At 75.7% G+C, this 13,756-nt stretch carries 14 protein-coding genes and 1 tRNA gene; 11 read left to right on the top strand and 4 right to left on the bottom strand.

Going from position 1 to position 13,756, the window contains the following annotated elements; all coding sequences use genetic code 11:
• Positions 1–3: 3 nt before the first annotated feature.
• The 4 genes from F1544_RS05460 to F1544_RS05445 all read left to right on the top strand — a co-directional run bounded on the left by F1544_RS05460 (position 4) and on the right by F1544_RS05445 (position 3,528).
• On the top strand, positions 4–219 hold the full coding sequence (locus F1544_RS05460; RefSeq protein WP_208971344.1) for a hypothetical protein: 216 nt from the start codon (positions 4–6) through the stop codon (positions 217–219).
• Between the two features lie 167 nt (positions 220–386).
• The gene (locus tag F1544_RS05455; protein ID WP_167583064.1) at positions 387–1,733 is read left to right on the top strand and encodes an ABC transporter substrate-binding protein; all 1,347 of its coding nucleotides are present in this window, start codon (positions 387–389) and stop codon (positions 1,731–1,733) included.
• Positions 1,730–2,647 carry a carbohydrate ABC transporter permease gene (locus tag F1544_RS05450; RefSeq protein ID WP_208971343.1) on the top strand — a complete coding sequence of 306 codons (918 nt, stop codon included), beginning with the start codon at positions 1,730–1,732 and terminating at the stop codon, positions 2,645–2,647. Before F1544_RS05455 ends, F1544_RS05450 begins: the two co-directional genes overlap by 4 nt.
• Positions 2,644–3,528, top strand: coding sequence for a carbohydrate ABC transporter permease (locus F1544_RS05445; protein ID WP_208971342.1), 885 nt, complete (start codon positions 2,644–2,646; stop codon positions 3,526–3,528). Before F1544_RS05450 ends, F1544_RS05445 begins: the two co-directional genes overlap by 4 nt.
• 6 nt (positions 3,529–3,534) lie before the next feature.
• Here F1544_RS05445 and F1544_RS05440 read toward each other — a convergent pair whose 3' ends face one another.
• The 3 genes from F1544_RS05440 to F1544_RS05430 form a co-directional block, all read right to left on the bottom strand.
• Entirely contained in the window at positions 3,535–4,572 is a 1,038-nt protein-coding gene (locus F1544_RS05440; protein WP_167583061.1) for a polysaccharide deacetylase family protein, read from the bottom strand.
• A gap of 49 nt (positions 4,573–4,621) precedes the next feature.
• On the bottom strand, positions 4,622–6,169 hold the full coding sequence (locus tag F1544_RS26155; protein WP_167583058.1) for a GGDEF domain-containing protein: 1,548 nt from the start codon (positions 6,167–6,169) through the stop codon (positions 4,622–4,624).
• A 66-nt stretch (positions 6,170–6,235) separates the two neighbouring features.
• Positions 6,236–6,613 (bottom strand): hypothetical protein, encoded by a 378-nt coding sequence (locus F1544_RS05430; RefSeq protein WP_167583055.1) that lies wholly within the window; start codon positions 6,611–6,613, stop codon positions 6,236–6,238.
• Positions 6,614–6,747: 134 nt separating this feature from the next.
• Between F1544_RS05430 and F1544_RS05425 the strand changes: the two genes are divergently transcribed.
• From F1544_RS05425 to F1544_RS05415, 3 genes are all read left to right on the top strand, one after another.
• Complete coding sequence (locus tag F1544_RS05425) at positions 6,748–8,151, top strand: D-arabinono-1,4-lactone oxidase (RefSeq protein ID WP_167583052.1); 1,404 nt, start codon at positions 6,748–6,750, stop codon at positions 8,149–8,151.
• 55 nt (positions 8,152–8,206) lie between these two features.
• Positions 8,207–8,503 carry a hypothetical protein gene (locus F1544_RS05420; protein WP_167583049.1) on the top strand — a complete coding sequence of 99 codons (297 nt, stop codon included), beginning with the start codon at positions 8,207–8,209 and terminating at the stop codon, positions 8,501–8,503.
• A 240-nt stretch (positions 8,504–8,743) separates the two neighbouring features.
• The gene (locus F1544_RS05415; protein WP_167583046.1) at positions 8,744–9,307 is read left to right on the top strand and encodes a hypothetical protein; all 564 of its coding nucleotides are present in this window, start codon (positions 8,744–8,746) and stop codon (positions 9,305–9,307) included.
• A gap of 19 nt (positions 9,308–9,326) precedes the next feature.
• Here F1544_RS05415 and F1544_RS05410 read toward each other — a convergent pair.
• Positions 9,327–9,419: transfer RNA gene (locus F1544_RS05410), tRNA-Ser, on the bottom strand.
• Between the two features lie 106 nt (positions 9,420–9,525).
• On the opposite strand from F1544_RS05410, the gene F1544_RS05405 reads away from it, so the two are divergent.
• The 4 genes from F1544_RS05405 to F1544_RS05390 all read left to right on the top strand — a co-directional run bounded on the left by F1544_RS05405 (position 9,526) and on the right by F1544_RS05390 (position 13,743).
• A complete protein-coding gene (locus F1544_RS05405) occupies positions 9,526–10,293 on the top strand; it encodes a sulfite exporter TauE/SafE family protein (protein ID WP_167583043.1) in 768 nt (255 codons plus the stop codon).
• A gap of 161 nt (positions 10,294–10,454) precedes the next feature.
• Positions 10,455–11,549 carry a fatty acid desaturase family protein gene (locus F1544_RS05400; protein WP_308469884.1) on the top strand — a complete coding sequence of 365 codons (1,095 nt, stop codon included), beginning with the start codon at positions 10,455–10,457 and terminating at the stop codon, positions 11,547–11,549.
• Positions 11,550–11,706: 157 nt separating this feature from the next.
• Positions 11,707–12,456, top strand: coding sequence for a polyprenol monophosphomannose synthase (locus tag F1544_RS05395; protein ID WP_308469883.1), 750 nt, complete (start codon positions 11,707–11,709; stop codon positions 12,454–12,456).
• Between the two features lie 147 nt (positions 12,457–12,603).
• The gene (locus F1544_RS05390; protein ID WP_167583036.1) at positions 12,604–13,743 is read left to right on the top strand and encodes an EAL domain-containing protein; all 1,140 of its coding nucleotides are present in this window, start codon (positions 12,604–12,606) and stop codon (positions 13,741–13,743) included.
• Positions 13,744–13,756 lie beyond the last annotated feature (13 nt).

The raw sequence follows: 13,756 nt of genomic DNA, 5'->3' as shown, positions 1-13,756 counted from the left end.
CCCATGGTGATCAAGGCTCTCCACGACTACGGCATCAAGGCGGAGTGGGCCTACGCGGCGGGCTTCGCGAGCATCGGGCTGTCCTTCCTCGCGTGGACGATCTCGCGCCAGGCCGAGGACGCGGGCACGGACCGCGCCGACCGCTGGGGCATCTTCGTGGGCCACTGGGCGCCCACGTTCTTCGGCGTCGGCAACGCCCTGCGCAGCTACGAGAAGTAGTCCGTCGAGGGGCGTGGCGGGGCCGGTCGCGGTCCCTGCCCGCCCCTCTGCCGTCCGAGGTGCCGTCCCCGTCGCGTGTGCCTACGGTGACGCCACCGTTCACGGCCCGTGACGGGCCCTCCGCGGAGCGGCCGACTCCCGGGTCCCCCACACCCCAGGAGCCCCCGATGTCGAACCACGGCACCTCCCGTCCCCGGACCTCCTCCCCCCGCGGGCCCTCGGCCTCCCGCCGCGCCGTCCTCGGCGGCGCCGGCGCGGGGCTGACCGCAGCCGGCCTGAGCGCCTGCAGCGGCTTCTCCACCGGCTCGTCCGGCTCCGGCGAGAGCGGCGGCGGCGGTGGCACCGAGCAGCTGACGATGCTGACGTGGGCCGGCGACGCCGAGGCCAAGGCGTTCAAGGCCCTCGCTGACGGCTTCACCGCCCAGGGCGGCCCGCCGGTGAAGGTCCAGGTCGTGCCCTACTCGGAGATCCTCACCGCCGTGGACACCGGGCTGCGCACCGACAACCCGCCGGACCTGTTCCGCGTGAGCTACACCGACGTCGGCGCGTACCGCACGCAGAAGGTCCTCGCCGACCTCCCCGACGCCGCCACCCTCGAACCGTCGTTCCTGCCCGCCTTCTGGTCCGCCGTCACCGACGACGCCGGCACCTTCGGCGTCCCCCACCACACCGACACCTCGATGGTGCTCGTGAACACGGCCGCCGTGGCCTCCGCGGGCCTCGGGCCGCTGCCGACGACCCTGGACACCGCGTGGTCGTGGGAGCAGTTCGCCGACGCCGTGGGCCGCGTGCAGCCCAGTCGCGCCGACACCTACGCCCTCGCCGTGAACTGGCAGAAGGCCGGCGCCTACCGCTGGCTGAACTTCGTCGACCAGGCCGGCGGGCGGCTGCTGAGCGAGGACCTGACGAGCGCCGCCACCGACGACGCGGGCGCGCTGAAGGCCCTCACCTACACGCGCGACTTCTTCCGCAAGGGCCTCGTGCCGCAGGCCAGCTCCACGCGCGGGCAGCCCGCGAGCGACTTCTTCACCAACCAGACCGTGGCGATGTGCTTCGCGGGCGACTTCCTCCTCGAGGAGATCGAAGGGGCGGGGTTCGAGTACACCGCGACGTTCCTGCCGCGCGACGTCAACGCCTCGGCCGACCTGGGCGGCAACGCCCTCGTCGCCGTCGACGCCAGCCCGCGCAAGGCCCAGGCGCTGGAGTTCCTCACCTACTGCGCCCAGGCGCAGCAGATGGGCGAGTTCTGCAGCACCGCGACGGTCCTGCCCACGCGCAAGGACGTCGACCCGGCCTCGCTGACCTACGCCGTGCGCCCGGACCTGCTGCCGCTGTACGTCCAGCAGGCGACGACGATCCGCGAGCAGCTCGTCGACCAGGTCGTCGTGCCCGCGTTCAGCGCGGTCAACGCCCAGCTGCGCGACCGCCTCGACGAGGTGTTTCTCGGCAGCGCCGAGGACGCCGCGGCGCTGGCGCAGATCACCGACGCCGTGCAGTCCGTCCTCACGCGGTGAGCGCCGTCGCGACCGCGCCCCGGCCCCCGGTGCGGCGCCGGGCCCCCGACGTGCGGCGGTGGGTCACCTCCTACGTCATGCTCGCCCCCGCCCTCGTGCTGTTCGGGGTGTTCGTCCTCTACCCGCTCGTCGGGGCCGTCCGGATCTCGCTGACGAACTCCTCGGGCATCGGGCAGGCGACGTTCGTCGGGCTGGGGAACTACCGCACCCTGCTCTCCGACGGCGTGTTCTGGAAGGCCGCGCTCAACACGGTCCTGCTGGCCGTCGTGTCCGTCCCCGTCAGCGTCGGGATCGGCCTCGGGCTGGCCCTGCTGCTCCGCGACCGCCTCCCCGGCCGCGGCCTGTTCCGGGCGCTGTTCCTCGCGCCGTACGTCATCTCCGGCGTCGTCGTCGCGATGACGGGCCGCTGGATCTTCGACGAGAACGTGGGCATCGTCGACCGGGCGCTCACGGGCCTCGGCCTGCCGGCGCCCGCGTGGCAGTCCAGCGCCCCCGCCGCGGCCGTCTCCGTCGTCCTGGTCCTGCTGTGGGCGCGGACCGGGCTCGTCGTCGTGCTCTACCTCAGTGCGCTGCAGGGCGTCGACGGCGACGTCCTCGAGGCCGCGGAGCTCGACGGCACCAGTCCCTGGCAGCGGCTGCGCTTCGTCCTCTGGCCCCTCATGCGGCCGACGACGTTCTTCGTCACGGTCCTCATGGTGATCGAGACGTTCCAGGTGTTCGACATCGTCTGGGTCATGACGGGCGGCGGGCCCGCGGGCGGCACCGAGCTCCTCGTGACCTACGCCTACGGGCAGGGGTTCAGCGCCCGCCGCGAGGGCTACGGCTCCGCGATCGGCGTCGTCGTGTTCGTCGTGGTCCTCGTCAGCACCGTCCTGTGGTGGCGGATGCAGCGCGAGTCGGAGGAGGACGCGTGAGCACCACCGGTACCCGGCCCCGCACGTCGGGCGCGCCCGCCCCGGCGGCGACGGTCCCCGAGCGGCGGCGGCGCCGCAGCCGCGGCCGCCGGTTCGTCCTCGTCGCGGTCCTCGCCCTCGTCTGGGTGTTCCCGCTGTACTGGATGGTCGTCACGGCCCTGTCGCCGCGCGAGGACCTCGCCGCGGGCGACGTCGGCCTCGTCCCGACGACGCTGGACGGCGGCGGGTTCCACCGGGCGCTCGTCGACTTCCCCGTGCTGCAGTGGACGGCGAACTCCGCGGCCATCGCGGTCGTGGCCGTCGTCATCACCGTCGTCGTCGACGTCCTCGCGGGCTACGTCCTGGCCAAGCACCGGTTCCCGGGCCGCTCGGTGGTGTTCTTCCTCATCATCGCGACGCTGATGATCCCGATCCAGGTGCTGCTCGTCCCGCAGTTCGACCTGGTCGCGCAGCTCGGCTGGCTGAACTCCTACTGGGCCGTGATCATCCCGCGCTCGGCGGAGGCCTTCGGGGTGTTCCTGGCCCGGCAGTACTTCCTGTCGATGCCCGACGAGCTCCTCGAGGCCGCGCAGCTCGACGGGGCCGGGCAGCTGCGGACGCTGTGGTCGGTCGTGCTGCCGCTGTCGCGGCCCCTGGTCGCGGTCCTCGTCGTCATGACGTTCATGTACCGCTGGAACGAGTTCGCCTGGCCGCTGGTGGCGCTGCGCGACCCGGCGCTCTACACGCTGCCCGTCGGCCTGTCGTTCCTGCAGGGGCAGTACACGACGGACTACCCGGCCCTCATGGCCGGCGCGCTCGTGTCGATCCTGCCGGTGCTGGTCCTCTTCGCCGTCGCCCAGCGGCAGTTCGTGGCGGGGATCGCGCGCAGCGGCCTCAAGTGAGCGCCCTCACCCGAGCCGCTGCAGCGCCGCGTTCGACGTGACGAGCCGGACGCCCGCCCCGGCCACGGCCCGGTCCCCCGGCCGGGCCGGATCGTGCGGGGTGCCGCCCAGCCAGGCCCAGCTCGCCGGGGTCCGGCCCGTGACCTCGCGCAGGCGGGCCAGCGGTGCGAGGACCTCCCGCTCGACCTCGGCGGCCGACGCGACGGCCGCCGAGGGTGCGTGCGTCGCCGTGTGCCCGCACACCTCGTGGCGGGTGGCGAGGTCGGCCAGCTCGTCCCAGGTCATCGCCAGCCGCCCGCCGGGATCGGCGTCCAGGACGCCGTAGTCGTGGCGCTCGGCGAAGGCGCGCTGCCCGTCCGCCGGGACGTCGAGGAACTCCGTCGGCGGGTAGAACCAGCCCGTGAACCCGAACTCCTCGCACAGCGGCACCGCGACCCGCGCGGCGCTCGCGAACCCGTCGTAGAACGCGGGGACGAGACCAGGCCGGTCGCTGCCCCACCGGCCGGTGTCCAGGAACGCGTGGACGTCCGCGGCGCTCACCGGGTCGAACCGCTCGGCGTACCAGGCGAACTCGGCCGCGAGCTCCGCCCGCCGCGAGACGGGGGTGTCGTGGAAGTTGACCACCCGCAGCAGCCGGCCGCCGGCCAGCGCGTCGGCGACCGCGACGGCCTCGGCGTCGCGCTCGGCCCGCGGGGGGACGGCGGTGCCCGCGGGGCGCCACGCGGCGAGGCGGGCGGGGGCGACGGCGGGGACGGGTGCGGGCGAGGGCCGCAGCCGCAGGTCGGCGAGCACGGCCAGGGCGTCCTGCGCGGTCACCTCCGGGTCGGCGGCCGCCAGCACCTCCCAGACGGCCGCGACCTCCGCCCCGAGCCGGGCGTCGTCGGCCGACGCGCCGCCCGCCTGCTCAGCGGCAGCCTGCACCGGGCCGACGGCGAGGAACATCGCCACCCCGGCGCGCTCCTCGTCCTCGGCGGCGACCGCCGCGGCGGCGGCCAGCACGGAGGAAGGCGACAGGACGGCGGGCGACAGGTCATCGGCGCTCATCGGGCCACCCTCGCAGCCCACCGCCGCCGCCCGCCCGCGCGCCCGGGGCTCAGGTGCGGTCGACGCCGTCCAGCGCGAGCGCGTCCGCGGCGCGCGCCGGGGCGGGCGCCGCGCGCTTGACCACGTACATCTCCGCGTCGGCCGCGGCCAGCAGGGCGTCGACGACCTGCTCGACGGGGCGCCCCGGCAGGGGCACCTCGCTGACGGCGCCGATGCTCGCGGAGGCGTTGACCACGGTCCCGCCGAGGGAGAACGGCGCCGCGATGGCGGCGCGCAGCCGCTCGACGACGGCGCCGGCCTCGACCCCGGGGTCGGTGACGAGGAACGCGAACTCGTCCCCGCCCCAGCGCGAGGCGCAGTCGCCGGCGCGCACGCAGGCCACGAGGCGCTCGGCGACCGAGCGCAGGAGCTCGTCGCCGGCCGCGTGGCCGAGGGTGTCGTTGACGACCTTGAACCGGTCGAGGTCGACGAAGGCGACGGTCAGGGAGGTCCGCTGCCGCTGGGCCGTGGCGGCCGCGGCGGTCAGCTGCTCGGTGAACAGCCGGCGGTTGGCCAGGCCCGTCAGCAGGTCGGTGTGCGCCATCCGCGTCAGCTGCTCGCGCTGGGCCTCGTTGACGCCGAGCAGCGTCCGGTTGTCGCGCAGCACGACGAACTGCCGGGCCAGGGCGAGCGCGACGAGACCCCCGAGCGTCAGGAGCGCGACGCGGTCGGGGGTGGACCACAGGCGGACGATGCCGGCGGCGGCGGCCGGCAGCAGGGTCAGGTACGGCAGGGCGACGGCCGCGTCGGCGCGGGTCGCCTCCAGCACGGGGAAGGCGCGGCCGACCGGTTCCATCGCGGCGAGCGTCCCCAGCCCGAAGGCCAGCATCCACAGGTAGTCGCTGATGCCGCCGGTCGCGAAGACGTCCTGGGCGACGCCCACGAGGTACGTCGAGTCCGCCACGGCCATGACGGCGTTGGCGAGCAGCAGCAGCAGGGCCGCGCGCCGGACCCCGGTGCGCAGCATCGTCAGCGCCAGGACGCTCACGACGACGACGTCGCCCACGGGGTAGGCCAGCGGCAGGAGCAGCGCGACCAGCGAGTCGCCCCGGTCGGAGGTGGTGTGGGCGAGCCAGGCGACCCAGACGACGGAGAACAGGCTGCCCGCGAGCAGCATCCCGTCCAGCAGCGCGCGCAGGCTGAGGAAGCGCCGCGAGGTCCGCCCCGCGTAGAGGGTGGCGGCGGTGAGCGAGAGGGCCGTGTAGAGCAGGAACCCGACGTCGTAGGGCCCGGGGACGGTCTCCGGCAGCAGGCCGAAGGCGTCGCCGGCCGCGTAGACGGTCTGCCCGGCGGACCACCAGAGGCAGGCCGCGCCCATGAGCGCCCACACCGCCCGCATCCACCGCGGGGTGCCCGCGCGGGTCCGCGCCCGCAGCATGGTCACACCCGCGACCAGCGGGACGACGGCCTCGGCGCCGCCCACGACCGCGCTCGCCAGGACCGGGTCGCCCGCCGCGAGCTGCGCGGCGCACCAGGTGGCGAGGAGGGCCGCGAGGAGCACGGCAACGCGCACCGGCAGCGCCGGGACGCGCGGGAGGCGCGCGTGGCGAGCCGTCACCGCCGGGTCCATGACGTTCGATCGGCACGTCGGGGCCCCGACTGCAGGGTCCGCGACCCGCTCAGGTCAGTCAGCGGCGTCGACGGGACGCATGAGGCGCAGCACCGGCACGGTCGCGGCGCGCTGCCAAGCGAGGGCGGCGCCCGCGAACAGGACCACGAGGCCCAGCAGCGCGAGCGGCCAGGCGTCGAGGGCGAAGGCCACGACGACGAGGGCGAGGGCGAGCAGCGGCGCGACGACCACCGGGACCCGGTTGTACCAGCGGGGCTGCAGCACCGCGGCCGCGTACCACCAGGCCACCGCCGCGACGCGCTCGTCGGGGTGCCGGCGGCCCTGGCGGGCGAGGCCGAGGACCTCGCGACGGTCCTCCGCGGGCAGGGCGCGGAAGGCCCGGACCGCGCGCGCCCGCCGCTGGGGAGGCAGTTCTGGGCCGACGACGGCCACGGCGCACCTCCTGCGATCTGCTGCTGCTGGGAGGCCCATCGTAGGACGGGACGGGGCTGCTCCCGGCCTGGGCCGACCGGGTGGCCCGACCCCGGGTCACCGGCTGCAGCCGCCTCGTCACTCACACTGGAGAGGTGACGGGAACCCGCTGGCGGAACTGGAGCCGGACCGTCGAGGCGGCTCCCGCGACGGTGGCGGTCCCCCGCGACGAGGCGGAGGTCGCGGCGGTCGTCGCCCGCGCGGCGGCCACCGGGCGCACGGTCCGGCCGCTGGGCTCCGGGCACTCGGGCAGCCCCGTGGCCGCGGGCGACGACGTCTGCCTGCGCCTGACGCACCTGGACGCCGTGCGCCCGGTCGACCTCGCGCGCGGTCTCGTCGCCGTCGGGGCCGGCACCCGCCTGGACGCCCTGTCCGCAGCGCTGCTGCGGCACGGCCTCGCGGTGGCCAACCTCGGGGACATCGACCGCCAGACGCTGGCCGGGGCGCTCGCGACCGGGACCCACGGCACGGGCGCCGCCCACCCGTCGCTCGCCGGCGGGGTGCGGGCGCTGCGGATGGTGCTGGCCGACGGCTCGGTCGCGACGTGCTCGCCGCGGGAGCGCCCCGAGCTGTTCGCGGCGGCGCTGGTCGGGCTCGGGGCCTACGGGGTCGTCACCGAGGTCCTGCTGCACTGCCCGCCGGCCTTCCTGCTGGCCGCCGACGAGCACCTCGAGCCGCTGGACGCCGTGCTGGACGGCTTCGAGCAGCGGATGACCGCGACCGACCACGTCGAGTTCTACTGGTTCCCGCACACCGGCGCGGCGATGGTGAAGGAGAACACCCGCCGCCCGCTGAGCGCCGGCGCCGAGCCGCTGCCCCGCTGGCGCGCCCTCCTGGACGACGAGGTCGTCGCCAACGGGCTCTTCGCGGCGACCTGCGCGGCCGGGACGCTGCTGCCGGGCCTCGTCCCCACCATCAACCGGCTCTCGACCCGGGCGGTGTCCCGGCGCCGCTACACCGACCTCTCGCACGGCGTGTTCACCTCGCGGCGCCGGGTGCGCTTCCGGGAGATGGAGTACGCGCTGCCGCGCGCCGACCTGCCCGAGGTCCTGCGCGAGGTGCGGCGGCTCATCGACCTCCGCGGCTGGCGGCTGCCGTTCCCGCTGGAGGCCCGCGTGTCCGCGCCCGAGGACGCGTGGCTGTCCCCCGGCCACGGCCGGGCGACGGCCTGGCTCTCGGTCCAGCAGGTCGCGGGCGCGCCCTTCGTGGACTACCTGACGGGTGTCGAGGAGGTCCTCGTCGCCGCGCAGGGCCGACCGCACTGGGGCAAGCTGCACACCCGCACGGCGCGGGACCTGGCTCCCCTGTACCCGCGCTTCGCCGACGCGCAGCGCGTGCGGGAGGCCGTGGACCCGGCCGGGACCTTCGCCAGCGGCCACCTGGACCGCGTCCTGGGTCGTCCAGCGACGGCGGCGGGAGGTGGGCGATCTGCCCGTCCCGGCGGGTCGTGCGGCGACACGCTGCCCGGCCGGCGCCGCGATGTGCCACAGCGGGCGTGATCGAGGCACAATGGGTGCATCATTCACAACTGAGAGTGACACCGAGGAGCGATACATGCCCGCACCTCTGACGAGGCCGACCGGAGGCCGGCACGCCGCCGTCGCCGCCGCCGTGGAGCGCGACGCGCTCGACCACTGGTGGTTCGACCTGAGCGACCGCGACCGCGCTGACGCGCTCCACCTCGCCCCGGGTGACCTCATCCCCGAGCCGATGGCCGTGGGCCTCATGCTCTACGGCGTGGGCGTCGACACCGCGGCGCTCGTCCGGCAGGACGGCGGCCGCCGCGTCGTCCTGCACGCGCAGCCCGGCGTCCTCACCGACTACCTCGACGGCGTGCGCGCGCTGCTCTGACCCGCCCTCCCGCAAGCACGGTTCCGCGAGCACGGTTCCGCAGGCTCGGTTCCGGGGGGCGCGGGACGGGACGCGGCGGTAGCGTTCCCTCCCCCGCCGGGGGCTGGTTCCGGCCCGCCGACAGCGCCTCCCGCGCTGCCCCGCCGCTGCGCTCCGCGAGCGCCCGCGGTACCCGCCGACCGGCCCCGGGACCGCTCGGCCACCGACTCGTCCCGTCCGACGACGAGGCCAGGGGGTCACGTGGAGGTCTCGGCGGTCGTCCTCGTGACCCTCGGCGTCCTGTGCGCCGGCGTCGCCGTCCTCGGCCGCCGCACTCCGCCCGGCCGACGACGGGCCCGCGAACACCTGGCTCTCGGCGCGCTGCTCCTCGTCGTCGCCGGTGCCGCGCTGGGGCTCGCCCCCGCCACGGCCTCCCCGCAGGACCCGCCCGCGACCGCCGGGGCGCAGGGCCTGCGGGGCGTCGCGACGCGCTGCGACGCCCTGCTGCAGCCCTACGCGGTCGTGCCGCAGGGCGACGTCGGCCCGATCGTCCAGGTGCCCTTCTGGACCGGCTACGCGCACGCGCTGCGGGAGCTCGCCGCGGAGGTGCGCCTGCTCGAGGTGCCTCCGCACACCCGGCCCGCCGTCGACGACCTCCTCGCCGCGCTGGACGCCCGCGCCGCGTCGATCGACCTCGAGGTGCACACCGTCGCCGTGGGCGGCTGGGGCGCCCACTCCGCCGCCGCCCGCGCGGGGACGGTGCGCGACGTCGAGCTCGGCATGGCGCTGCGGGCCCTCGGCCTCACGGCCTGCGCGAACCCCTGAGCCCGGTCGGGGGACGAGGCGGAGGGCGAGGGATTCGAACCCCCGAGGACGGGATGATTACCGCCCTAGCGGTTTTCAAGACCGCCTCTTTTGGCCGCTCAGACAGCCCTCCCGGCCACCCGCGGGTGACCCGACGACCATAGCGACCCGTCCTCCGCGCCGGGTGCCGCTCACCCCGGCGCGGTCGGGGCGCGCACGCCTCCCGGCAGACTGGGCCCGTGGCCGTCGTCGTGGTGCTCGGTCTCGGCATCGGCCTGGTCCTGGGCCTGCTCGGCGGCGGAGGCTCGGTGCTCGCCGTCCCCGCCCTGGTCTACGGCGCCGACGTCCCCCTCGCCTCGGCGGTGCTGACCTCCCTGCTCGTCGTCGGCACCTCCTCGGTGACCGCGGTGCTGCCCCGCCGGCGGCTCGTGCAGTGGCGGCTCGCGGCGCTGCTGGCCGCGGCCGGCGTCGCCCCGGCGTTCGCGGGCGCGGCGCTGAACCGGGTGCTCGCCCCCTCGGTGGTGCTCGTCGGCTTCGCCGCGGTCATGGTCGTGGCGGGCGTGCGGATGCTGACCCCGGCGCGGGCCGGGACGGCGTCGTGCGTGCGCGCCGACGGCAGCCTCGACTGGCGGCGGACGCTGCCGCGCGCCGTGCCCGCGGGCCTCGGCGTCGGGCTGCTCACGGGGCTGTTCGGCGTCGGCGGCGGCTTCCTCGTCGTCCCCGTCCTGGTCCTCCTGCTCGGGCTGCCGGCCCCCACCGCGGTCGCGACCTCCCTGGTCGTCGTGGCGCTGAACTCCGCGGCCGGGCTCGCGGCGCACGCGGGCGACGCGGAGGTCGACGCGGGCGTGACGGTCGCCTTCACGGCCGCCGCCGTGGCGGGCTCGCTGGTCGCGGCCCGGCTGGCCGCGCGCGTGCCCGAGGCCCGGCTGCGCCGCGCCTTCGCCGTCCTCGTCCTCCTCGTGGCCGCCCTCGTCCTGGCCGAGAACCTCCTGGGCGCGAGCGCCTGACCCGGACCCCGGAGGTACGCCGGCCGCCGGCCGGGCCGTACCGCGGTCTCATGTGCCCCCTGCGGTCCGCGTGCGAGCCTGAGGGAGGCCCCCGGGTCAGCCGATGACGGCACCCGCCAGGTGGCCTCCCCCGCCACGATCGTTCAACCAGGAGACGAACCGTGACCACGCTGACGTCCGACCCCGCCGTCCCCCGCGACGCGGTCCCGCCGCGCCCCCGCGACCGCGCCGTCGCCGGGTACAAGGACCTCGTCGCGCTGGTCCAGGAGACGGGCCTCATGCAGCGCCGCCGCGGCTTCTACGCCGTGCGCATCAGCACCACGCTGCTGGCGCTGGCGGGCATCGTCACGGGCGTCGTGCTCCTCGGGAACAGCTGGTGGACGCTCCTGCTCGCCGGGGCCCTGGCCCTCGTCATGACGCAGGGCGCCTTCCTGGGCCACGACGGCGCGCACCGCCAGATCTGGGCGTCGCACCGCGCCAACGAGTGGACCGGGCGCGTCTTCGCCTGCCTCGTCGCGGGCCTCAGCTACGGCTGGTGGATGGGCAAGCACAACAAGCACCACCAGGCGCCCAACCAGAAGGGCATCGACACCGACATCGAGAGCGACGTCGTGTCCTTCCACACCGAGGCGGCCGAGGGCCGTCGCGGCCTGCACGCCTTCCTCACCCGCCGCCAGGGCTGGTTCTTCCCGCCGCTGCTGCTGCTCGCCGGCGCCAACCTGCACGTCGACAGCTTCCGCACCCTGCTCGGCCGCAAGGCCCCCAAGCGCCGCTTCGTGGACCTCGCGATGATGGCCGTGCACTGGACGCTGTACGTCGGGTTCCTGCTGACCTTCACGAGCCCCGCCGTCACCGCCGCCTTCGTGGGCGTGCACCTGGCCGTGTTCGGCGTCTCGATGGGTGGCGCGTTCGCCCCCAACCACATGGGGATGCCGATCGTGCCCAAGGGCGTGAAGGCGAACTTCCTCAACCGTCAGGTCGCCATGTCCCGCAACATCTCCGGCGGGTTCGGCATCGACCTGGTCATGGGCGGGCTCAACTTCCAGATCGAGCACCACCTGTTCCCGAGCATGCCCCGGCCGAACCTGCGCAAGGTGCAGCCGATCGTCGCGGCGTTCTGCGCGGAGCACCAGATCCCGTACACGCAGACCACGTTCTTCGGCGCGTACCGCCACATCATCGCCGACCTGAACAAGGTCGGGCTGGCGGCCCGCAACCCGTTCACGTGCCCGCTGCGCGCCGAGCTCGGCCGCTGAGCTCCGCACCGCCCGGCACTCCCGTCCGCAGGGGCCGTCCCACGTCGTGGGACGGCCCCTGCGGCGTCCGCGGGCGCTGCGGCACAGCCCGTTGGGGTAGCGTGCCGCGACCGACCGCCGGTGCACCGGTGACCCCCGAGCAGCAAGAGTGACTCCTGTGGCCAACGCCCTCCGCACCGTCGTCGTCCTGCCGACCTACAACGAGGCCGAGAACATCGCCGGCATGCTCGAGCGGGTGCTCGCCTCACCGGTGGCGCCGGACGCCCTGGTCGTCGACGACTCCTCCCCCGACGGCACGGGCGACGTCGTGCGCGAGGTCGCGCAGCGCCACCCCGAGGGCCGGGTCCGGCTGCTCACCCGCGCCACCAAGGACGGCCTCGGCGCCGCCTACCGCGCCGGCTTCGCCGCGGCGGTCGCGTCGGGCGACTACGACGTCGTCGTGCAGATGGACGCCGACGGCTCGCACCCCGTCACGGCGCTGGAGCCCATGCTCGCTGCGCTGCAGGGCGGTGCGGACCTCGTCCTGGGCGCGCGCTACGTCCCCGGCGGCGCCCTCGACGACGCCTGGCCCTGGTACCGCAAGGCCCTCTCGCGCGGCGCCAACACGTACGCGCGGATGCTCCTGCGGGCGCCCGTCGCCGACCTGACCGGCGGCTTCAAGGCGTGGCGGGCGACGCTGCTGGCCTCGCTCGACCTCGACGCCCTGACCGCCGCCGGGTACGCCTTCCAGATCCAGACGACCCTGGCCGCCATCGAGCGCGGGGCCGTCGTGCGGGAGGTGCCGATCCTCTTCACCGAGCGCACCCACGGCACGTCGAAGATGTCGCAGGCGATCATCGCCGAGGCCATGGTGGCCGTCGTGCGCATGCGCCGGCACGGTTCCGGCGGGGGCCGCCGCCCGCGCTGAGCGGACGCGCCACGGCGTGGATTGCCCACCGCTGCGGCATCTGCCATGGTCGGGCGACAGGTCACACGGCCACCCCGCCCCGCGCGGGGGACCGTGGTCGCACCGGCACCCACGCCGGGGTGACGCGTCCACCCCGCGGGAGGCACCTTGCTGGACGGCGACGCCGACGCGGTCGCGCAGCTGCTGGACCTGGCCCGCGACGTCTTCGGCACCCCCGTGGCGGTGCTCGTGCGCACCGGCTCCCCCGACGGTAGGGCCGTGGTGGACGAGGTGTCGAGCACCCTGCCCCCCGAGGCCACCGGGGACCTGCTCGCGAGCGCCGACCTCGACCGGGTGCCCGGGGCCGAGGTGGTTCGGCCCGACGGTGAACCGCACGGCCGCCTCCTGGGGCTGCCCGCCGGCGACGGCCCGTCGGCCCGCCAGCTGGAGGCCCTCAACGTGGTCGCCGCGCTCGTCGCGGGCGTCCTGCACCACCGCGAGCTGCGCCGGGCCGAGCACGAGCTGCGGCTGGCGTCCCTGGACGCGCTCGTGGCGGGCGCCGGGCGCCTCACGGTGCTGCAGCCCATCGTCGACCTGGCCAGCGGGGCGGTCGTCGGCGCCGAGGCGCTCAGCCGGTTCACCACCGAGGACGGGCAGCCGCAGCGGCCCGAGCAGGTCTTCACCGACGCGCGCTCCGCCGGCGTCGGCCCGGCCATGGAGCGGGCCGCGGTCGTCTCGGCGCTGCGGCTGCTGCCCGCCGTGCCGGCGGGCGTCTACCTCAGCCTGAACGCGTCGTCGCAGCTGCTGCTGGACCCCTGGTTCAGCAGCCTGCTGCTCGCCTCGGACCCCGGGCGCCTGGTCGTGGAGGTCACCGAGCACGACCCGGTGGAGGACTACGCGGCCCTGGCCACCGGCACCGAGGCCCTGCGGCGGCAGGGTGTGCGCCTGGCCGTCGACGACGCGGGGGCGGGGTTCGCGAGCCTGCAGCACGTCCTGCACCTGGCGCCCGACATCGTGAAGCTGGACATCGCCTTCGTGCGCGGCATCGACGCCGACCCGGCCCGGCGCGCCGTCACCCGCGCCCTCGTGGGGTTCGCCTCGGAGCTCGGCTCGACCGTCGTCGCGGAGGGCATCGAGCGCCCCGACGAGCTGTCGGTGCTGCGCGACCTCGGCGTCGCCTGCGGCCAGGGCTACCTGCTCGGCCGGCCCGCCGCCTCACCGTGCTGGGGCGCCGCACCGGCGGACACGCAGGAGATCCCCTCCCTGCCACGCGACAGGGCCCCCTCCGGAGGGAGGGGGCCCTGCTGAGCGCGGTCGGACG

The sequence above is a fragment of the Kineococcus rubinsiae genome, from assembly GCF_011839805.1.
Classification (GTDB): domain Bacteria; phylum Actinomycetota; class Actinomycetes; order Actinomycetales; family Kineococcaceae; genus Kineococcus; species Kineococcus rubinsiae.
This window is presented reverse-complemented; position numbering and strand designations above follow the sequence as displayed.

Coding starts and splice junctions, on each gene's coding strand:
- F1544_RS05460 (WP_208971344.1), top strand. CDS start 4: ATGGTGATCAAGGCTCTCCACGACTACGGCATCAAGGCGGAGTGGGCC.
- F1544_RS05455 (WP_167583064.1), top strand. CDS start 387: ATGTCGAACCACGGCACCTCCCGTCCCCGGACCTCCTCCCCCCGCGGG.
- F1544_RS05440 (WP_167583061.1), bottom strand. CDS start 4,572: ATGAGCGCCGATGACCTGTCGCCCGCCGTCCTGTCGCCTTCCTCCGTG.
- F1544_RS05420 (WP_167583049.1), top strand. CDS start 8,207: ATGCCCGCACCTCTGACGAGGCCGACCGGAGGCCGGCACGCCGCCGTC.